Source organism: Gordonia oleivorans (assembly GCF_040044975.1).
Lineage (GTDB): Bacteria > Actinomycetota > Actinomycetes > Mycobacteriales > Mycobacteriaceae > Gordonia > Gordonia oleivorans.
Genome location: NZ_JBDZDI010000001.1, coordinates 217,268 through 238,194, shown reverse-complemented (window position 1 = coordinate 238,194; position 20,927 = coordinate 217,268). Strand labels below are relative to the sequence as shown.

Here is a 20,927-nt window from a genome sequence, read left to right as displayed (position 1 = left end):
GGACTCAGTCCAGTCCGCGCGCGCTGAGGCTCTCGGCGAAACCGTCGGCGGTGCGCAGTGCGCCGAGCACGATGGGCGCCACCAGGATTCGTGGGCCGGGCCGCAACCCGCGGGCCCGTCGGGCCTCGTCGACCTGCGTGGCGATCTCGACGATCAGCGGGATCGCCCGGATGGTCAGGGCCAGCGCGATGGCGATGAGATCGGTGCGAACCCCGAAGCGGCGCAACGGGTTCAATGCTCGGGTCATCGACTCGAGCATGTCGGTGGTGCGCGTGGTCAGGGTGACCACGGCCGCGAGCATCACCGACAGGGCGAGCACCCCGCACACCAGGACCGCGCGGTGCCAGTCGGTGAAGATCACCTGAAAGACGAAGATGAACACCAGGATCCACAGCAGGGGCCGGAACTGCCGCCACGCGGTGATCGGGCCGATCCCGGCGAGGGCGTAGAGCGCCACCACGCCACCGGCGACGATGCCGAGCGTGGTCAGCGACCGCACGCCCACGGTGATCGCCACGATGGCGACGGCCAGGCCGAGGAGTTTGATGCCGGGGGACAGGCGATGGAGCACGCTGTGGCCGGGCCGATAGATGCCCAGCGGGTTCACGCCATCATCTTCCGGTAGGCCGCCAACGCGGGGCCGGGCTCGTCGTCGACGGCGATCCGCCCGTCGTCGACGACGAGGATCCGGTCGACATCGGCGACCAGGTCGAGATCGTGGCTGACCACGATCAGCTGTTCGTCGAGTGCGGCGAAGACCCGCCGCATCATCGCGCTGTTGCGCAGATCGAGCAGCGTGGTCGGTTCGTCGGCGACGATGATGCTCGGCTCGGTGACGAAGATCGACGCCAGCGCGAGGAGCTGTTTCTGCCCGCCGGACAGCCGACCCGCGGGGTGATCGGCGTGGTCGGCGAGGTCGAAGCGCCGCAGCACGGCCATGGTGCGTTCGGCGCGTTCGGCCTTGGACAGTTCGGTACGGGTCAGCGACAACTCGATGTCCTCACGCACCGTGGGCATGATGATCTGCCGGTCCGGGTCGGAGAAGACGAACCCGACCTCGCGCCGGATGCGACGTTTGTTCTTCGCGGTGGGCAGACCGTTGACCGTGACGGTGCCGTGGTCGGGGATCACCAGCGCGTTGATCATCCGGGCCAGGGTGGATTTGCCGCTGCCGTTGGCGCCGACGATGCCGATCCGGTGTTCGGTGAGGCGCAGCGTGATGTCACGCAGTACCGTGCGGGCGCCGTAGGCGTGGGAGACACCCCCGAACTCGATCATGCCGCCTCGATCATGCTGCCCTCGATCACGGCGCCTCGATCACGCCGTACGTCAGTTCGCGGTCGCACGGCGAGCCGACCGGCGCAGCGGGGTGATCAGTCCCGGCCATCCGCGGTGCACCTGAGATGCCACCAGGGCGGCGACGACGGCCTTGATGAGATCGCCGACCAGGAAGGTGCCGTTGGTGGTGATCGCGGCCCACAGGGTGAGGTCGGTGCGGATCAGCAGACCCGCGACGCCGAACGTGTAGAGCACGACCGTGCCGCCGAGCAGGTTGATGACGATGCCCCACCAGAACCGGTACCGGGGCATCATCATCGCGGTGAGAAGGCCGATGACGATGACGGCCGGCAGGAACCCGATGAAGTAGCCGGCGGTCGGCGAGGCCAGCGCGGTGAGACCACTGCGGCCGCCGGAGAGGATCGGCAGCCCCGCGATGGCCAGCGCCATGAAGATGATTACCGCGAGGGTGCCCTTCTTGGGGCCGAGGACGGCACCGGCCAGCATCACCCCGAGCGTCTGGAACGTGAGCGGCACACCGCTGGTCCCGATGTTGATGCTCCCCGGCAGACCGAGCGCCGCGATGAGTGCGGCGAACACCGCCGCCTGGGTGATGTCGGAGATGGTCAGTGACCAGGGCCTATCACGAGTATCTGAAGTAGTCATCGCGGACATCGAGTATTCCACCCCGACTCGTGCGTCCGGAACCCGAGGCCGGTCGACGGGCTCGGCCGACGGGCATGGGAGGAGCCACTAGACTCGCCTCGTGACCGATTCTGAAGGATTCATCGACGGCCCGCGCCCGGTCCTCGTCGTCGACTTCGGGGCCCAGTACGCCCAGCTCATCGCACGCCGTGTCCGTGAGGCCCGCATCTACTCCGAGGTGATCAGCCACGACGCGTCGCTGGAGGAGTTCACGGCCAAGAATCCGGTGGCGCTGGTGCTCTCCGGTGGGCCGTCGTCGGTGTACGCCGAGGATGCGCCGTCCATCGATCCGGCCATCCTGGACCTCGGCGTTCCGGTGTTCGGCATCTGCTACGGCTTCCAGTCGATGGCCGCCGCACTCGGGGGTGTGGTCGCCAATACGGGCGGACGCGAATTCGGGCGCACGACCCTGACCCTCGACGGCGACGGCGGCGTGTTGCATCAGGGACTCACCGACACCGCGCCGGTGTGGATGAGCCACAACGATGCCGTGCAGACCGCGCCCGAGGGGTTCGTCGTCACCGGGTCGACGCCGGGCGCACCGGTGGCCGCCTTCGAGAATGTCGAACGCCGGATGGCCGGGGTTCAGTATCACCCCGAGGTGCTGCACACCCCGCACGGCCAGCAGGTGCTCACCCGATTCCTGTACGAGATCGCCGGGCTGGAGGCCGACTGGACGGCGGCCAACATCGCCGACGCCCTCATCGACCAGGTGTCCGATCAGATCGGTGACGGACTGGCCATCTGCGGCCTGTCCGGTGGCGTCGACTCCGCGGTCGCTGCGGCGCTGGTGCAACGGGCCATCGGCGATCGGCTGACCTGCGTGTTCGTCGACCACGGACTGCTGCGGGCGGGTGAACGTGAGCAGGTGCAACACGACTTCGTCGGGGCGACCGGCGCCAAGCTGGTCACCGTCGACGCCGCCGACACCTTCCTGTCGGAACTGGCCGGGGTGAGCGATCCCGAGACCAAGCGCAAGATCATCGGCCGCGAGTTCATCCGGTCCTTCGAGGGTGCGGTCACCGACGTGCTCGGCGATCACGCCGAGGACGGGCAGAAGGTCGACTTCCTGGTGCAGGGCACCCTGTACCCGGACGTCGTCGAATCCGGCGGTGGCAGCGGCACCGCCAACATCAAGAGCCACCACAACGTCGGTGGGCTCCCCGAGGACCTGGAGTTCGCCCTGGTCGAGCCGCTGCGGCTGCTGTTCAAGGACGAGGTCCGCGCCGTCGGACGCGAGTTGGGCCTGCCGGAGGAGATCGTCGGCCGCCAACCCTTCCCGGGGCCGGGTCTGGCGATCCGCATCGTCGGCGAGGTGACCGCCGACCGCCTCGAGATGCTGCGCAAGGCCGACCTGATCGCCCGCGAGGAACTGACCGCGGCGGGTCTGGACGGGCAGATCTGGCAGTGCCCGGTGGTGTTGCTCGCCGACGTCCGCAGCGTCGGGGTGCAGGGCGACGGGCGGACCTACGGTCATCCGATCGTGCTGCGGCCGGTGTCGAGCGAGGACGCGATGACCGCCGACTGGACCCGGGTGCCGTACGAGGTGCTCGAACTGATCTCCACCCGGATCACCAACGAGGTGCCCGACGTCAACCGCGTGGTCCTCGACGTGACGAGCAAGCCGCCGGGCACCATCGAGTGGGAGTGACGGTTCCCTCGGCGCGTCCGCGCCGGTTCAGTTCCGTCGGGATGAGCGCGTACCGCTGAGAATCAGCAGGGCGCCGATCACCACGCCGACGCCGACCGCGAGCCAGCCGAGGGTGGCCGGATCGGGCAGGGCCGGGCCGTCGGCGAGGCCCCATCCGGCCACTGCGAGTGCGGCGACGCCGATCAGGGCGACGCCGGGCGCGCGGCGTGATCGGTCTTCGGCGGTGCCGGGGACATCGTTGCCGGAGGTGTCGTTGCCGAAGGCGTCGTTGTCGGGTGCCGGCCCGCTCGCGGTGCTCATCGTCGGATCTCCACATTTCCCACGTTGGTGTGTGCATCGATGGTCAACACCGGCCCGTCGGTGCCGTCGGCACCGCCGTCGAGTCCCTCCGGGCAGGTGTAGTCACCGACACCGGTGGAGCAGGTGGCCCGGATGTTCATCCCTTCGGCGACCTCGACGTTGACCTCGCCGACCCCGTTGCGCAGTTCCACCCGGCGGTCGGTGGTCAGGTCGATGCCACGCAGATCGAGCGTCATCTTGCCCATCCCCAGCGAGTAGGTGTCCCGGATGTCGTTCTCGCTCGGCGGTGCCCAGTTCCGTTCGCCGACCCCGCCGGTCGGCATTCCCCAGTGGCGGTCATCGGGTCCCCAGGTGGTCAGCACCGTCGAGAACACCACGGCCACACCGAGTCCGATGGTCAGCGGCACCAGGGCACCGGGATGTGACCCCGGCCGATGACGACGCAAACCCATCACGAGCGCTCCGGCGCCGACGACGGCCAGGACCAGCGAGAGCACGTGCGGCACGGTGAACCAGTCGGCGCCGGCCTGATGGGCGGCCGCCCCCGCGGCGGCGACGAGGACCGCGAGGCCGATCACGATGAGCGCCATGGGTGAGCGCCGCGGCGGCGTCGACGCCGGGGGCGGGGCCGGCGCCGCCGGTTCGGGCAGATCCCAGGCGAATCGTGCGGCGCCCAACGGGTCCCACGCCGGCGGGGTGCGATCGGCGAAGTCGGCGGCCGAGGCGGATGCCGGAATCGTGGCGGTGTCGTCGGGGTGGACCTCGGGATGGACCTTGGTCAGATCGACTGCGGCTGCGGTGGATTCGGTCCGCGGCGGCGGGCTTCCCGCATCGATGCCGGCGGCCACCCGCACCGCGCGCGGTGTCCAGCGCTCGAATCGTTGCGGCGTCGACGGCCCGCGCAGCGTCGAGACGGCGGTCTCCGGCAGCGGCTCGGGGGTGCGCAGGTAGAGCAGCCACCAGCCGACGAGCATCAGGATTCCGCCGAGCAGACCCCCCGATCCCCACGGACCCGACGACCCGATCGAGGTGGCGATGATCACGACCACGACGACCAGCAGGATCATCGACGGATTACCGTGGCGGGCCCGCCTGTTGGCCGCCGGGTCGCCGCCCGGTGCCGGGGCCGCGGTGCTCGAGGGAAAAGCGATCCACGCGGCGATGTAGAGGATCAGTCCACTGCCACCGAAGACGGTCGCGACGACGAAGGCGACCTTCACCAACGTCGGGTCGACCCGGTAGCGGTTGCCGATCCCGATGCAGACGCCCGCGACCGTGCGGGGTGCGGCGGGCCGGACGGGCCGGGTGTCCCACAACCGCGAGACCTGGGTCCGAAACTGTGCGGTATCCATGACAGCCATCCTCGTCGCCGCACCGGTGTGGCCGCATCGGGGACCGACCCTGAGATCCACCCGGGATTCACCGGGTTTAAGGGTGTCGCCTGGGGAACAACCCTGATGCCCGAACGCCGACGGCATGCCACTATCGAGTCATGGGTGTCGCCGAGGTGCAAACACCACCGCGGTTGCTGCGCCGCAGCGGTGGTCGGGTGATCGGTGGCGTCGCCGGTGGTGTCGCCGATCACCTCGGTGTCGACACCTTCCGCGTCCGAGTGGTTTTCGTCGTGTTGACGGCGATGGCCGGGGCGGGGGTACTGGCCTACGGCCTGCTGTGGTTCTTCTGCCCGCCCGGCGACGACGTGGAGCCGCCGGCGCCGGGGGAGCGTCGCCAGGCGTACGGACTGGCACTCATCGGCCTGGTCGCGATGATGGTGGTCGGCTTCGCCGCCTCCGGTACCCCGGCGACCTATCTCATCCCCCTGGTCTTCGTCGCGGTCGGGGCGAGCCTGGTGTGGCGGGAGTTCGACACCTCCACGCGCGTTCGCACCCACAGTCCGGTGGTCACCTGGTTGCGGTTGGCCGGCGGTGCGGTGCTGGTGATCGGCGGGCTGGTGGTGATCGTGCTCGCCGGTACCCGTAACTTCAGCAGCCTGAGCACCACCCTGCTGGCCGTGGCGACCACCTTGATCGGGGTGGTGCTGTTGACGGTGCCGCTGTGGATGCGGATGTGGCGAGCCCTCAACGAGGAACGCGCCGCGCGCATCCGCAACGCCGAGCGCGAGGAGATCGCCTCCCATCTGCACGACTCGGTGCTGCAGACCCTGGCGCTGATCCAGAAGCAGGCGGCCAAACCCGACGAGGTCGCCCGCCTGGCCCGAAGCCAGGAAAGAGAGCTGCGCAGTTGGCTTTTCGGTGATCCGGCGCAGCGCGGCGGCTCTCTGAGTGCGGCGTTGCGCAGCGTCGGCGCCGAGGTCGAGGATCACTACGGCATCGAGGTGGAGGTGGTCACCGTCGGTGATCTGTCACCGGATGCGGACACCGAAGCGCACCGGGCCGACAAGCTCGCGGCCAAGCGCTGGCCCGCGCTCATCGGTGCCACACGCGAGGCATTGGTCAACGCGGCCAAGCACTCCGGGGAGCGGAAGGTCGATGTGTATCTCGAGGTCGGCGACGACGAGGTGGAGGTGTACGTGCGCGACCGTGGTGTCGGGTTCGATCCGGATCAGGTCGACGACGACCGCCACGGCGTGGCGGGCTCGATCGTCTCCCGCATCGAGCGGGTCGGTGGCCGGGTGTCGGTGGTGTCGGCGCCCGGGCGGGGAACCAATGTGCGCATGACCATTCCACGTACCACGGTGCCGGGTGGGGATTCCGGGATGAGTGAGCAGGCCGGTGAATCGGATCACCAGAACGGGAGGGTGTCATGACGATCACCGACGGTGCGGACGGGCGGACCGACGGGGAGCAGCGTTACCGGGTGTTCCTCGTCGACGATCACGGCGTCTTCCGGTCGGGGGTCCGCGCCGAGTTGGCCGACGAGGCCGGACTGTCGGTGGCGGGTGAGGCCGGTTCGGTGGCCGAGGCCATCACCGGGATCACCCGAGTGCGTCCCGATGTGGTGCTCCTCGACGTGCACATGCCCTCCGGCGGCGGGGTCGCGGTGCTGCGCGGGGTGGTCGACGCGATGGGGGCCGACGCCCCGGTGTTCTTGGCGCTCAGCGTGTCCGACGCGGCTGAGGACGTGATCGCGACGATCCGCGCCGGGGCGCGCGGGTACGTCACCAAGACGATCGACGGCGCGGAACTCGCCGACGCGATCCGGCGGGTCGCCGACGGTGATGCGGTGTTCAGTCCGCGGCTGGCCGGTTTCGTGCTCGACTCGTTCACCGGCAAGTCGTCGGTGCCCGAACCGCAACTCGACCCGGAACTGGACTCGCTGACGCGCCGGGAGCTCGAGGTGCTGCGGTTGTTGGCCCGGGGCTACACCTACCGGGAGATCGCCGAAGAACTGTTCATCTCGATCAAGACGGTCGAGACCCATGCCTCCAATGTGCTGCGAAAGACGCAGCAGTCCAACCGGAATGCGCTGACCCGATGGGCGGCGAACCGGCACATCGGGTGAGCGTGGGCCCGGATGCCAGGGTCACCCGGCCAGGGCGATCACCAGGACGACGATGCCGGCGAGGACCACGAAGAACAGGAACACCACCAGCGCCAGCAGGGCCGGCGAGGTCTGGGACCGCGGGGCCGGCGGCGGGATGTAGGAGGGCATGGCGTTGCTGTAGGAGGGCGGAGTGCCCGGGGGCGCGGTGCCACCGTAGGGCGGGATCGACGGGTTGGAGGCGAGCCCGGGTGTCGACGGCCCAGGGGCGAAGGGTGGTGGGGTGGCTACCCGGGTGGGATGGTACGGGGGTGAATTCGAGGGCGGTACAACAGAACCGCCGCTGTCGCGGGCTCCGGGATCGCCGGCGCCGGGACCGCCCGACGATGCCGGCGGCATGGTCTGGGGACGGTGGGATGCGCCGATACCCGCCCGCGACACCAGGCTGGTGAGGACCTGTTCGGCGGTGCCGTGATCACCGGCGGCCACCCGGGCCAGTTGATCGCGGGCCTGTTCCATGGTGATGCGGCGCCGGGGGCTGGGTTCGAGCATCCGCAGGAGCACCGGTTCGAGTGCGCCGGCCCGGGTCATCGGGTTGATCTGGGCGCGGGCCACCCGGTGCAACATCACCAGGGAATTGTCGTCGACCCCGAAAGGCGGTGTGCCCTCGACCATCGTGTAGATCGTCGCGCCCAGCGAATACACGTCGGACGCCTCCGCGGGTTCGTCACCGCGGGCGACCTCGGGTGCGAAATACGCGGGCGTCCCGGTGATCAGACCGGTCTGGGTGAGTGTCACATCGTCCTTGGCGCGGGAGATGCCGAAATCGGTGAGCTTCACCAGTCCGGCGTTGCGACCCCCGCCGGCGATGAGGATGTTGCCGGGTTTGATGTCGCGGTGGATGATCCCGGCGGCGTGGGCCTCGATCATCGCGTCGGCGACCTGGGCCCCGATCTTGGCGGCCTCGACGATGTCGATGGTGCCGACGGAATGCAGGATCTGGGCGACGCTGCGCGAGGGCAGATACTCCATCACCAGCCACGGTTCGCCTCGTTCGAGGGCGACGTCGTGCATGGCGATCGCATTGCGGTGACTCAGCCGGGCGGCGATCCGTCCCTCGCGCATGGCCCGCTGCCGGACGTTCTCGGCGGAGTCCTCGGAGAGTCCTTCGGTGGAGAGCACCTGTTTCACCGCGACCTCACGGTCGAGGAGTTGATCCCGGGCGAGCCAGACGGTGCCCATGCCGCCGCCGCCGATGCGCGAGATCAACCGGTAGCGGCCGGCCACCAGGTAGCTCGGCCCGGGGGTCGCGCGGGCATCGGTATCGGCGGGCATACCACGAGATGATAGCCGGGGGATCGAAGCGGCCCGCCGGGACAAGGGCGGTCGGGGGCGCCACGCTTGACATCACCTCGCACGCGTGTTCGACTTCTGGCATGCGATGGTCCGAACAGGCGATCGAAGCCGACGACGGCGCGCTCCCCGGTCTCGGGCGGGCGGGACTGGTCCGCAGTGTCTCGACTCCGGAGTTCGAGGGCGTCACCTTCCACGAGGTGCTCGCCAAGAGTGCGCTCAATCAGGTGCCGGTCGAGTCGGGACTACCGTTCTCGTTCACGGTCAACACGTTTCGCGGGTGCACGCATGCCTGCCGGTATTGCTTTGCCCGGCCCACCCACGAATACCTCGATCTCGACGCGGGCCGGGATTTCGACACCCAGGTGGTGGTCAAGCTCAACGTCGCGGCGGTGCTGCGCAAGGAGTTACGACGACGATCCTGGCGGCGCGACCAGGTGGCGCTCGGGACCAATACCGATCCGTATCAGCGCGCGGAGGGGCGCTATCGTCTTATGCCCGGGGTGATCTCGGCGCTGACGGAGTCGGGCACCCCGTTCTCGATCCTGACCAAGGGCACGCTGCTGCGCCGCGATCTGCCGCTGCTGCGGCAGGCCGCCGGCCAGGTCTCGGTGGGACTCAGTGTGTCCCTTGCCTTTCACGATGCGGATCTGCAGAAGCAGATCGAACCCGGGACGCCGTCGCCCGCGGCCCGGCTGGCGCTGATCCGCGAGATCGCCGACGCCGGGTTCCGACCACATGTGATGGTCGCGCCGGTGATCCCGTATCTCACCGACTCCGCCGCCCACCTCGATGCACTGCTCGAATCGTTGGCGCAGGCGGGGGCGAGTGGGGTGACCGCCTTTCCGATGCATCTGCGTGGCGCGACCAAGCCGTGGTTCCTGGGCTGGCTGGCCGAGCATCATCCGGCGCTGATGCGCCGCTATCGCAGCCTGTACGGCCGCGGCGCCTATGTCACCCCGGAGTACTCGTCATGGTTGCGTGAACGTATGCGCCCCTTGGTGATTCGCCATGGACTCGCGTCCGGGGGCGAGCCGCGCGAGGAGGCGTCGGGTACCGTCGGCGCACGTGCCGGAGTGCGCGGCGTGGCCGGAGTGGGCGGCGTGGGTGCCGGTGATGACCTGGTGGCGACGCCGGCGGTACAACAGGTGCTGACCCTGTTCTGACTCTCACTCCCGTCGAGTGGGCGCTCTTTTCCGTCGAGTGGGTGCCGTTTCACGTCGAGTGGGCGCTCTTTTCCGTCGAGTGGGCGCTGTTCTTCGTCGAGTGGGCGCCGTTTCACGTCGAGTGGGCGCGGCCATCGGGGGAGTGCGCTCACCGGCGCTGTTGCGGTCTGTCGGTGGGGCGTCGTACGATCAAAGGCGTCGAATAAACGTTCGAGGACTCAGTGCGGAGAGTGCTCGTCGTTCGCTCGGCTCGGAGCATCTTCCCTGCTCACCACGCGTTGTCGGTGCCGGCCAGGAGGGGTGTCATGGGTGTGTTGTCGTTATCTCGCCGAGAAGGAGATGTTCCGGGTCCATCCGGTTCGGGTGCAGCCGAACAGCATCGAAACGACACGCTGGCCGGCCTGCGCCGCCAGATGGCGGTCATGTCGGGCACGCCCGATCGCCGGACCGCGGAACCGGTATCCGTCGACGTGTTGCCGGTGTCCGACGAACTCGCCGAGGTGTTGCCCCAGCGCGGCATCGTGCGGGGCGGGATTCTCTGCTACACCGGTGCCCGATCACTGCTCATGTCCCTGATCGCCACGGTGACCGCGGGCGGCGGACAGATCGGCATCGTGGGTGTGCCCGGGCTCAACCTGGCATCGGCGGTGGAGATGGGGGCCGATCTCGAACGCATCGCGGTCGTCGCCGAACCCGGTGTCGATCCGGTCGAGGTGGCCTCGGTTCTGCTCGACGGTATGGACCTGGTGATCCTCGGGCTCGGTGGGGTCTCCGTCCCGCCGTCCCGATGCCGGGTGGTCGGTGGTCGTGCACGTCAGCAGTCGTCGTCGCTGATCGCCGTCGGCGGTGTATGGCCGGGCGCGCACACCCGTCTGGATGTTCGGGTGATCGGATACCGGCATCGTCCCACTCTTGCCGGACGTGGCGACCTGGCCGATGCGCGCAGCGGGCACGGACATCTCGCCGGCATGCGGCTGAGGGTGGTGGCCGAGGGTCGTGACCGTCGTCGTCGAGACACCGAAATAGAGTTTGTGGCAGGCGATTTCGGAGACGATCGGGTACTGATCCGGCGGTTGGATGCGACGTTCGGTTCGGTCGGTTCCGAACCGGATGTGGCGGTGGCCAACTGATGGCCGGTGCCGAACCACGATCGCGCGTCGAGGCCCGGCGGCGGGTACTGGCCCGGCGGCGCGTGCTGGCACTGTGGTGCCCCGACTGGCCGGCCATCGCGGCGGCAGCCGAGGCCGACCTGCCGCCCCGGCATCCGGTCGCGGTGCTCAGTGCCAATCGGGTGATCGCCTGCTCGGCACCCGCCCGGGCAGCCGGGGTGCGCCGTGGCATGCGGAAGCGTCAGGCGCAGTCCCGGTGCCCGGAGATGACGGTGGTCCTCGCCGACGATCATCGCGATGGGCGGGCGTTCGAACCGATCGCTGCGGCCGTCGCCGAGATGGTCCCCGCCATGGAGGTGATACGACCAGGGTTGCTGGTGGTCTCGTTGTCCGGAGCCGTGCGCGTCCACGGTGGCGAGGACACCCTTGCCGAGGAACTCGTCGATCGGGTGTCGGCGTGTGGTGTCGAATCGCAGGTCGGGATCGCCGACGAACTGTTCACCGCGGTCCTGGCCGCCCGGCGTGGATGCAATGTGACGCCGGGTGGCGATCGTGTGCATCTCGCCGGACTCCCGATCGCCGATCTCGCCGTGGAATCCTCGCTGTGCGCGCCGGGGCGTGACGGACTGGTCGAACTGCTGCGCCGCCTGGGTGTGGTGACCATCGGTGACTTCGCCGACATGCGGGTCGCCGACATCGCCACCCGATTCGACGCCGACGCGGTGACCGCACATCGACAGGCGAACGCCCTGCCCGGCAGACCACCGTCGGTGCGCGCACTGCCCGACGACCTGTCGATCGAGTACGTCTGTGATCCGCCGGTGGACCGGATCGATGCGGCCGCCTTCATCGGCCGTCGTCTGGCCGAGGTGGTGCATCGCCGGTTGACAGACGCCTCGATGGCCTGCACGAAACTGGTCGTCGAAGCGATCACCGAACGCGGGCAACGCCATACGCGTACCTGGCGATGCGCGCAACCGCTCACCCCGACGGCCACCGCCGACCGTATCCGGTGGCAGCTGGAGGGATGGATGACCGGGGGGAGGCGTAATGCGACCGGCGACGCCCGTCCCGATTCACCGATCGCCATGCTTCGGCTGGAACCGGTGGAAGTGGTCGATGCCGGTGCGCTGCAGTACTCGCTGGCCGGGGCGGGTCTGCCGGGTGGCGCAGGTGTGTCCGAACGTGCCCGTCGCAGCATGGAGCGGGTGCAGGGATTGCTCGGTGGGGATGCGGTCCGCATCCCCGTCCGGAGTGGAGGCCGTGATCCGGGTGCGGCGATCACGATGGTCGCTCTCGGCGAAGATGCTGTGCCACAGCGTGATCCGTCTGCGCCATGGCCGGGGAGGATGCCGCGTCCGGCGCCGTCGGTGATGGCCGACATCCCCGTCGAGGTGATCGATCTGTCCGGCGATCCGGTGCTGGTGACCCCGCGCGGTGCCTTCTCCGCCGAACCGACAACCGTTCGACTCGCGCACCGTCCCGGACCCGGTGGGACGGATCGACGCAGCAGCTGGGAACTGCGATGGTGGGCGGGCCCGTGGCCGACCGGGATCACCCGCAATGGCTCAGGTGTCGACGAGGTCGACGCCCGAGCCCAGGTACTACTCGACGATTCGCGGGCACTGTTGCTGTGCTATCGATCGGGTGGCTGGGTGGTGGAGGGGATATACGAGTGAGCTGCCGGGATGCGGGCGCTGTCAACGGAGAACAGAGCGCTGTCAACGGAATTGTGGGCGCTGTCAACGGAGAACAGAGCGCTGTCAACGGAGAACAGGGCGCTGTCAACGGAATTGTGGGCGCTGTCAACGGAGAACAGAGCGCTGTCAACGGAGAACAGGGCGCTGTCAACGCAAGTGGGGCTCAGCTGTTGCGTCCGCGTGCCGCCACCGGCCACCGTTGCGGCTCAACCGAATCGGACTCGACGATCAGTTCGTCGACCAGGTTGACCGCTGTGCACACGTGATTGGGGATCACCCGGATCACCTCACCGACAGCCGGAATCGCCGCTGCGGTATCGGGATACTCGATGACCCCGTGATGCTCCGACAGGGAGGTGATCCGTGCGTCCGGCGCATCGGCCACCCGGCCGAATCCGGTTGCCCACCCGGGCCGGTCGGCACCGAGGATCTTGCTCCCGGCATCGACGACGATCCGGGTGCCGCTGCGGTGGACCACGGTGGTGACCGCCGACAACGACACGTCGTCGAATCCGCACGTCCCCAACTCGATCTGCTGTGCGTCGAAGAACGGGTAGACGCCGGGGCGGATCTCGGTGAGGATCCCGGTGTCGGCAAAGGCGATGGTCGGGGTCGATCCGCCACTGCGTACCCGTGGGTCGATTCCCGTGGCCCGTAACGATTCCGCTGCCGATGCCAAGGCGTCCGCCTCCTCGCGGGCGGCCCGCCGCCGGGAATCCCCGGGCCCGTATCCGTGACCGGGAAAGGTGAACACCCCCACCACGTCGAGGCCGGCGTCGACGGCGGCCGCCGCCACCGTGCCGGCATCGCCCGGTGCGACGCCGGTGCGATGCTGGCCCGAATCGACCTCCACGAGAACCTCGACCGAATATCCGAATCGGTTGCCGCCCAGCGTCATACCGAGTTGCCGGGCTCCCTCCACCGAGGCCACCCCGATCCGCAGCGACACCTGATCGGCGAGCGCGCGCAGCCGTGCACCCTTGTCGGCGGTCACCCACAACGGATAGGCGATGAACAGATCCCGGCATCCCGTCCGATCTGCGGCAGCCGCGAAGACCTCCGCCTCGCCGATCGTCGCGACCGTCAGACCCTGCGCACCACAGGTGATCTGGCGCTCGGCGATCTCGATGCACTTGTGTGTCTTGGCGTGCGGTCGCAGTGCGATGCCGGCCTCGGCGCAGAGCCGCGCCATGGAGTGCAGATTGGCATCGAGCCGATCGGTATCGACCGACAGGTACGGGGTGTCGATCATCGGCGTCTCGGCCGTGGTTCGCCGAGGGCGGCGGCCGACTCGCGTCCGAGCAGGAACTCCTGATGCAGGATTCGCGTGGTCAGTCGTGGTGCGAAGCGTCGTCCGAGGTCGGCGAGATCGCCGAGCGGGGTCGAGATGTGTTGGGGGCGATGTTCGATCGCGTCGAGCACGCGCGCCGCGGCCCTGTCCGGACTCCACACGCCCGCCGACCGGCGGTAATCCTCGGTGGGACTGATCATCCGCGTCCGCACGAGCGGCAGTCGCACGTTGGTGAACGTGACGTGATCGGACAACGTCTCGACGGCGGTCGCATCGCTGAATGCCTCCAGGGCGGCCTTGGAGGCGGCGTAGGCGCTGAAGCGTCCACCGCGTGACTGCACCGCGATCGAGGTCACGTTGACGATGTGGCCGCAGTGCCGGCTTGTCATGTGCGGCAACAGCGCCAGCACCATGTTCACTGCGCCGAAGTAGTTCACCGCCATCACCCGGTGATAGTCGTGGGAACGGTCGACGGCATTGACGGTGGCCCGCCGGATCGACCGCCCGGCATTGTTGACGAGAACATCGACATGATCATGATCGACGAGGACGGACTTGACCATCGCCTGGACCGATTCCTCGTCGGTGATGTCGCAGACGACCGGGTACGCATGTCCGCGTGGCACACCGGGTGTCGGTGTGACGGAGTTGATCTCGCGTGCCGCGGAATCGAGTTCGTCGGCGTGGCGGGCCACGATGATGACCGTCGCACCCCGGGCCACACACATGCGGGCGGTGGACTTACCGATTCCCGACGAGCCGCCGGTGATGAGAATGACCTTGCCCACCAGAGGCCCTCTTGGGTCGGTGCGTCGGTGGCGGGCCGGATCGAGGTGGTGTGACCAGTACGTCCACAGGGCGGGTGCGTAGTCCTCGAGCGCCGGGGGTGGGCAGACCCCGAGGGGTGAGAGGCGGGTGATGGTCCGATCCGAGGAGAATCGCACGGGCAGATCCATCGCGTCGAGAAGTGCCGGTGGGATTCCCTGTTGTTCGGCGATGAGGTTGCGGCCCAATCGCAATGGGCCGAAGCCGGTGAGGGTCACCGCGGGTTCGACGAGTTGATGCGGTACCACGGTGATGCCGCGCGGCGCATGGAACGCGGGGGCGAGAGCGTTGTAGAGGTCGGTGATGCTGCGGTCGGTGCGATCGCCGAGGTGATGGACCCGGTGTGCGCTCGTGTCCTCGGCGAGGATCAGGGCGGCGAGCGCGTTGACGACGTAGTCGACCGGAACCACGTTGATGTGGCCCAGATCGGGGAACGGAAGTCGCAGTGCGGCAGGCATTCTGGAGAACTGCCGGAGATGGCCGAAGAAATAGTAGGGTCCGTCGACCTTGTCCATCTCGCCGGTGCGTGAGTCACCGACCACCACCGACGGGCGATAGATGCGCCACCGCAGGTCTGCCCGGTCGCGGATGACCTTCTCCGCCTCGAACTTGGTGCGGTGATAGGCGGTCGGAAATCCCTGTCCGACGTCGAAGTCGTCCTCGGTGAACACGCCGCGGTGGTCGCCGGCGACGGCGATGGACGAGACGTGATGACAGGTGGCGTCATGGGCCAGGGCGAAGTCGGCGACGTGGGCGGTGCCGGCGACATTGGCCGCCTGTTGTGCGGCATCGTCGGCGGCCATGTCGTAGATGGCGGCGAGGTGGATGACGTGATCGACGTCGAGGTCGGTGTCGCGCAGGCCGAGTCCCGGTTCGGTGATGTCACCGACGACGGGGTGGATGCGCTCCCCGCCGGGCAGGTCGTCGGCGATCGCGGTGAGCCGGGCCAGTGAGGATGCGCGGACGAGCGCGTGGATGGTGGCGTCGGGCCTGCCGATCAGCAGGGCACGCAGCAGGCGCCGGCCGATGAAGCCACTGCCGCCGGTGACGAAGTAGGTGGACATGCGATCGCTCCAGATCTGCCGGGCGAGTTCTATGAGTGTTCTTACTGTCCGGTAAGGACGATTGCCCCAGCCTGACACTTCCAGTGTCCGATGGCAAGGATGCGGCTTGACTCACGTAATCTGCCCGCGAAACGCCCTCGGTGCCTCAGATAGGTTTGCCCGCGAAACGGCGATCGTCGGGGGATGGAAAGTGGGTTGTCGATGCGGTCTCGCGCCGAGGTGACCAGGAAGTTCGCGGTGAGCTACGCGAATGCGTCGAAGAAGGATCGGGGTCGGATTCTGGATCAGGTGGTCGAGGTGACGGGCTGGTCACGCGACAACGCGCGTCGGCGGTTGGTCGCTGCCGCGCGGCAGGCGACGGGGTCGGGTCGCGCGGTGGCGGTACGTGACCGCAAACCCAGGTCACCGAAGTACTCCTACGACGCGCTCAAGGTGTTGCAGAAGGTGTGGGCGGCCTCGGGTGGGCAGTGCGGAAAGTATCTCGCCGCGTCGATGCGGTTGCAGGTTGACGCCTTGGAGCGGCATCGCGAACTCGTTGTGGGACATGACCGTTACAGCGAGTCGGTGCGTGAGGAGTTGTTGTCGATGTCGGCGGCCACGATCGACCGCTACCTCAAGACAGCGAAGGCCAAAGACCAGATTTCTGGTGTGTCGACAACGAAACCATCTGTGCTGCTGCGTAATTCCATCAAGGTACGACGCGCTGGCGATGAGGTCGAAGCCGAGCCGGGGTTCTTCGAGGGCGACACCGTCGCCCATTGCGGACCAACCCTGAAAGGAGAGTTCGCGCGCACGTTCAACCTGACCGATGTCCATACCGGGTGGGTGTTCACCCGCTCGATCCGCAATAACGCGCATACCCACATCCTGGCCGGACTGAAATCCGCCTCGGCTGAAATCCCGTTTGCGATAACGGGTTTGGACTTCGACAACGGCAGCGAGTTCCTCAACCATCCGGTCATCGAGTGGGCCGGCGGGCAGGGCATCTACTTCACCCGATCGCGGCCGTACAAGAAGAACGACCAGGCAACCATCGAATCAAAGAACAATCACGTCGTACGCAAGTACGCCTTCTACTGGCGCTACGACACCGAGACCGAACGTGCCGTGCTCAACCGGCTGTGGCGACTGGTCAACGATCGGATGAACTACCTGACCCCGACCATCAAACCCATCGGATTCGCCTCCACCGCCACCGGACGCCGCCGGCGCGTCTACGACGCCCCGCAGACACCGTTCGACCGCCTCCTGGCCTCCCAGGTCCTCTCACAGGCCCAACAGGCCGACCTGCGCGCCTACCGCGACACACTCAACCCCGCCAAGCTCGGACGCGAGATCGCCGCACTTCAAGACCAACTCCTGCTGCTGGCCAAGGACAAAACCGAGCAACTACACCTCGCGCAGACGCCTTCCGCCCTGCCCGATGTCCGCAAAGGTGTTCGAGTTCCCGCCAGCTGACACTTTCGCGGGCATCCCTATCTGAGGCATGGGCCCGGTTTCGCGGGCAGTTTGACGTGAGGCACTACGGGATGGGACGTCGACCCCGGCGGATGCGTTCGATGACCCGCATCGAACGCATGTTCTATGATGGACGGATGGGTTGGAACCAGGGGCCACCGACGTGGTCGGAGATGGAGCGGGTCCTGTCCGGGCGTGCGCGCGCCTCCGACGGTCACGACCGTCCCGGTGAGTTCTTCGGCCCCGGCGACGGCGGTGACTCGCCGGCCTGGTCGCGTAAGCGTGGGCCCTATGTGGCGCCGGAGATCCGGACCGAGTCCTCGTCGGTCCGCTACGCGGAACTGCACGCGCACAGCGCCTACAGCTTTCTCGACGGCGCGTCGATGCCCGAGGAGATGGTCGCCGAGGCGCAGCGGCTGGATCTGACGGCATTGTCGATCACCGACCACGACGGCTTCTACGGTGTGGTGCGATTCGCCGAGGCGGCACGGGAATTCGGCATGCCGACGGTGTTCGGTGCGGAACTGTCGCTGCAGCCGGATGTGGCCCGCACCGGCGTGACGGATCCGCCCGGCGAACATCTGCTGGTGCTGGCGCGAGACAGCGAGGGATATCGGCGACTGTCGCGGGTGATCGCCGACGCACACATGTCCGGAGGCGAGAAGGGGCTGCTGCGCTACGACGCCGACCGCCTCGTCGCCGACGCCGGACATTGGCTGGTGCTGACCGGCTGTCGTAAGGGTGCGGTGCGCTGGGCGCTGGATCGCGGGGGGCTCCCGGCCGCGGAGAAGGCGCTCGGTGATCTGATCGACCGCTACGGAGCCGGTGGTGTGGTCGTCGAACTCACCGCGCAAGGGCTCCCCGACGACGATGCCCGCAACGCGGCGCTGGCTGGTCTGGCCACCCGGTTCGGGATACCGACGGTGGCCACCGCCGGAGCCCATTTCGCCGGACCGCCACGACGCCGGCTGGCGATGGCGATGGCGGCGGTACGGGCCCGCACCGACATCGAGACCATCGAGGGATGGATGCCCGGGGTCGGCGGAGCGCACCTGCGCAGTGGTGACGAGATGGCCCGGCTGTTGCCCGCACATCCCGAGGCGATCGACAACGCCGTGCAGATCGCTGCCGACTGCGCCTTCGAATTGGGTTTGATCGCACCGAAATTGCCGCCCTTCGACGTTCCCGACGGGCACACCGAGGCCACCTGGCTGCGGCATCTCACGATGACCCGGGCCGCCGCGAGGTACGGCACCCCCACGCAGCATCCCCAGGCGTATCGGCAGATCGAACACGAACTGGCGATCATCGACACCCTCACCTTCCCCGGGTACTTCCTCGTCGTCGCCGACATCGTCGACTTCTGCAAACGCAACGACATCCTGTGCCAGGGGCGGGGGAGCGCCGCGAACTCCGCGGTCTGTTACGCCCTCGGCATCACCAATGTCGATCCGGTGGCCAACGAGTTGCTGTTCGAGCGGTTCCTCTCACCCGAACGCGACGGTCCGCCCGACATCGACGTCGACATCGAATCCGACCGGCGGGAAGAGGCGATCCAGTACGTCTACCGGCGTTACGGCCGCGACTTCAGCGCCCAGGTGGCCAACGTGATCACCTATCGGCAACGGTCATCGGTACGCGACAGTGCCAAGGCGTTGGGCTATGCCACCGGGCAGCAGGATGCGTGGGCCACGATGCCGCAGGACGCACCCGCCGACGTTCGTGAGCTCGCCGACGAGATCGGGGGAATGCCAAGACATTTGGGAATCCACTCCGGTGGCATGGTGATCTGCGACCGGCCGATCGCCGACGTCTGTCCCACCGAGTGGGCTCGGATGGCCGACCGCAGCGTCCTGCAATGGGACAAAGATGACTGTGCGGCAATCGGTTTGGTGAAGTTCGACCTCCTGGGTCTGGGGATGCTCTCGGCGTTGCACTATGCGATCGATCTCGTCGCCGAACACAAGGACCTGCACGTCGACCTGGCCACCCTCGACCTCGCCGAGACCGCGGTGTACGACATGTTGTGCCGCGCCGACTCGGTCGGTGTGTTCCAGGTGGAATCGCGTGCGCAGATGGCCACACTGCCGCGTCTGAAACCGCGCTGTTTCTACGACCTGGTGGTGGAGGTCGCGCTGATCCGTCCCGGGCCCATCCAGGGCGGATCGGTACATCCCTACATCCGGCGGCGCAACGGGACCGAACCGGTCGGCGTCGAACACCCGTCGATGTTCAAGGCCCTCGAACGCACGCTGGGGGTGCCACTGTTCCAGGAACAGTTGATGCAGTTGGCCGTTGACGTCGCGGGCTTCGACGCGACCGAGGCCGACCAGTTGCGTCGGGCGATGGGTTCCAAGCGGTCACCGGAGAAGATGCAGCGACTGCGTCGGCGGTTCTACGAGGGTATGAAATCGACCCACGGGATCACCGGGGACACCGCCGACCGGATCTTCGAGAAGATGGCGGCCTTCGCCAATTTCGGCTTCCCGGAGAGTCATTCGCAGAGTTTCGCCTCACTGGTGTTCTATTCGTCGTGGTTCAAGCTGCATCACCCCGCCGCCTTCTGCGCGGCATTGCTACGTGCCCAGCCGATGGGTTTCTACTCGCCCCAGTCGCTGGTGGCCGACGCCCGCCGGCACGGGGTGCGGGTTCACCGACCCGACATCAACCGTTCACGCGCCGAGGCGACCCTGGAAAACCGTGGGGAGGAGGTCCGGCTGGGTTTGGCCGGGGTTCGTGGTGTGGGCGACGAGGCGGCCGAGCGGATCGTCGAGACACGTTGTGCCGACGGTGATTTCATCGGACTCGCCGATCTGTCCCGGCGAGCCGGGTTGACCACCCGGCAATTGGAGGGACTGGCCGGGGCGGGGGCCTTCGAGACGTTCGGGCTCAGCCGGCGGCAGGCGTTGTGGGAGGCCGGCGCGGCGTCGACGGCGCGCCCGGAGCACCTCGATCTCCCTCAGGCATCAACGACCCCGATGCTGCCGGGACTCACCGATGTGGAGTTGGCCGCCACCGACGCGTGGGCCACCGGTATCACACCGGCGTCCTATCCGACCCAGTATCTGCGACCGCGATTGGCGGCGTTGGGGGTGATCCCCGCCGACGGTCTGTTGGCCGTCCCGGACGGTTCGCGGGTCCTGGTGGGCGGGGCGGTCACCCATCGTCAGCGTCCGGCGACGGCCTCGGGTGTGACATTCATCAACCTCGAGGACGAGACCGGCATGGTCAACGTCGTCTGCTCGGTGGGTTTGTGGTCGAAGTACCGGGAACTGGCGCATACGGCCACCGCGCTGCTGGTCCGGGGCCGGGTGCAGAACGCCGAAGGCGCGGTCACGGTGGTCGCGGATCACTTGCAGCGCATGGATCTTCGGGTGGGGTCTCGTTCGCGTGACTGGCACTGAGCGGAAAATCCGGGCGGATGGTGCAGAATGTGTGCCACGAGTGGAATCACGCGTGCGACGACACGCGACTTCGTGGATCATGACCCGGGGTTCGTGGCCGATCCGGCAGACGGCCGGCAGACGAACCGTCCAGATATGACAGTGACAGTGTTTCCGTGTGAGAACGACGTGAGGGGAAGCGA

16 protein-coding genes are annotated in these 20,927 nt (G+C 67.9%); 8 read left to right on the top strand and 8 right to left on the bottom strand.

Annotation, left to right across the window (positions count from 1 at the left end; translation table 11 throughout):
• Positions 1–4 precede the first annotated feature (4 nt).
• Genes ABLE92_RS01020 through ABLE92_RS01010 form a run of 3 tightly spaced genes read right to left on the bottom strand, consistent with a single transcriptional unit; the run spans position 5 to position 1,944 of the window.
• Positions 5–607 carry an energy-coupling factor transporter transmembrane component T family protein gene (locus tag ABLE92_RS01020; RefSeq protein ID WP_348802649.1) on the bottom strand — a complete coding sequence of 201 codons (603 nt, stop codon included), beginning with the start codon at positions 605–607 and terminating at the stop codon, positions 5–7.
• Positions 604–1,278, bottom strand: a complete 675-nt coding sequence (locus tag ABLE92_RS01015; RefSeq protein WP_348802648.1) for an energy-coupling factor ABC transporter ATP-binding protein — start codon at positions 1,276–1,278, stop codon at positions 604–606. The genes ABLE92_RS01020 and ABLE92_RS01015 overlap by 4 nt, the downstream gene beginning before the upstream one ends.
• A gap of 51 nt (positions 1,279–1,329) precedes the next feature.
• The gene (locus ABLE92_RS01010; RefSeq protein ID WP_348802646.1) at positions 1,330–1,944 is read right to left on the bottom strand and encodes a biotin transporter BioY; all 615 of its coding nucleotides are present in this window, start codon (positions 1,942–1,944) and stop codon (positions 1,330–1,332) included.
• Between the two features lie 100 nt (positions 1,945–2,044).
• Here ABLE92_RS01010 and guaA point away from each other — a divergent pair, with 100 nt between their 5' ends.
• On the top strand, positions 2,045–3,634 hold the full coding sequence (gene guaA / locus ABLE92_RS01005; RefSeq protein WP_348802645.1) for a glutamine-hydrolyzing GMP synthase: 1,590 nt from the start codon (positions 2,045–2,047) through the stop codon (positions 3,632–3,634).
• A 27-nt stretch (positions 3,635–3,661) separates the two neighbouring features.
• Here the strand turns inward: guaA and ABLE92_RS01000 are convergent, their stop codons facing one another.
• Positions 3,662–3,934, bottom strand: coding sequence for a hypothetical protein (locus ABLE92_RS01000; protein WP_348802644.1), 273 nt, complete (start codon positions 3,932–3,934; stop codon positions 3,662–3,664).
• The gene (locus ABLE92_RS00995; protein WP_348802643.1) at positions 3,931–5,286 is read right to left on the bottom strand and encodes a PspC domain-containing protein; all 1,356 of its coding nucleotides are present in this window, start codon (positions 5,284–5,286) and stop codon (positions 3,931–3,933) included. Before ABLE92_RS00995 ends, ABLE92_RS01000 begins: the two co-directional genes overlap by 4 nt.
• A gap of 140 nt (positions 5,287–5,426) precedes the next feature.
• Between ABLE92_RS00995 and ABLE92_RS00990 the strand changes: the two genes are divergently transcribed.
• Both ABLE92_RS00990 and ABLE92_RS00985 read left to right on the top strand, forming a co-directional pair.
• Positions 5,427–6,701, top strand: coding sequence for a PspC domain-containing protein (locus ABLE92_RS00990; RefSeq protein ID WP_348802642.1), 1,275 nt, complete (start codon positions 5,427–5,429; stop codon positions 6,699–6,701).
• Complete coding sequence (locus ABLE92_RS00985) at positions 6,698–7,396, top strand: response regulator (RefSeq protein ID WP_348802641.1); 699 nt, start codon at positions 6,698–6,700, stop codon at positions 7,394–7,396. Before ABLE92_RS00990 ends, ABLE92_RS00985 begins: the two co-directional genes overlap by 4 nt.
• Before the next feature lie 21 nt (positions 7,397–7,417).
• Here the strand turns inward: ABLE92_RS00985 and ABLE92_RS00980 are convergent, their stop codons facing one another.
• Complete coding sequence (locus ABLE92_RS00980; protein WP_348802640.1) at positions 7,418–8,710, bottom strand: serine/threonine-protein kinase; 1,293 nt, start codon at positions 8,708–8,710, stop codon at positions 7,418–7,420.
• A gap of 101 nt (positions 8,711–8,811) precedes the next feature.
• On the opposite strand from ABLE92_RS00980, the gene ABLE92_RS00975 reads away from it, so the two are divergent.
• The 3 genes from ABLE92_RS00975 to ABLE92_RS00965 all read left to right on the top strand — a co-directional run bounded on the left by ABLE92_RS00975 (position 8,812) and on the right by ABLE92_RS00965 (position 12,682).
• Positions 8,812–9,894, top strand: coding sequence for an Rv2578c family radical SAM protein (locus ABLE92_RS00975; protein ID WP_348802638.1), 1,083 nt, complete (start codon positions 8,812–8,814; stop codon positions 9,892–9,894).
• 305 nt (positions 9,895–10,199) lie between these two features.
• Positions 10,200–11,024 carry a DnaE2-dependent mutagenesis accessory factor ImuA' gene (gene imuA', locus ABLE92_RS00970; RefSeq protein WP_348802637.1) on the top strand — a complete coding sequence of 275 codons (825 nt, stop codon included), beginning with the start codon at positions 10,200–10,202 and terminating at the stop codon, positions 11,022–11,024.
• Positions 11,024–12,682 carry a DNA polymerase Y family protein gene (locus ABLE92_RS00965; RefSeq protein WP_348802636.1) on the top strand — a complete coding sequence of 553 codons (1,659 nt, stop codon included), beginning with the start codon at positions 11,024–11,026 and terminating at the stop codon, positions 12,680–12,682. Before imuA' ends, ABLE92_RS00965 begins: the two co-directional genes overlap by 1 nt.
• Positions 12,683–12,866: 184 nt before the next feature.
• On the opposite strand, the gene ABLE92_RS00960 is transcribed toward ABLE92_RS00965, so the two are convergent.
• A complete protein-coding gene (locus ABLE92_RS00960; protein ID WP_348802635.1) occupies positions 12,867–13,955 on the bottom strand; it encodes an alanine racemase in 1,089 nt (362 codons plus the stop codon).
• Complete coding sequence (locus tag ABLE92_RS00955; RefSeq protein WP_348802634.1) at positions 13,952–15,883, bottom strand: SDR family oxidoreductase; 1,932 nt, start codon at positions 15,881–15,883, stop codon at positions 13,952–13,954. The genes ABLE92_RS00960 and ABLE92_RS00955 overlap by 4 nt, the downstream gene beginning before the upstream one ends.
• A 201-nt stretch (positions 15,884–16,084) precedes the next feature.
• Between ABLE92_RS00955 and ABLE92_RS00950 the strand changes: the two genes are divergently transcribed.
• Together ABLE92_RS00950 and ABLE92_RS00945 are read left to right on the top strand one after the other, a co-directional pair.
• On the top strand, positions 16,085–17,341 hold the full coding sequence (locus ABLE92_RS00950; RefSeq protein ID WP_348802633.1) for a DDE-type integrase/transposase/recombinase: 1,257 nt from the start codon (positions 16,085–16,087) through the stop codon (positions 17,339–17,341).
• Between the two features lie 137 nt (positions 17,342–17,478).
• Positions 17,479–20,745: an error-prone DNA polymerase gene (locus tag ABLE92_RS00945; protein ID WP_348802632.1), complete on the top strand. Its 3,267-nt coding sequence runs from the start codon at positions 17,479–17,481 to the stop codon at positions 20,743–20,745.
• Positions 20,746–20,927 lie beyond the last annotated feature (182 nt).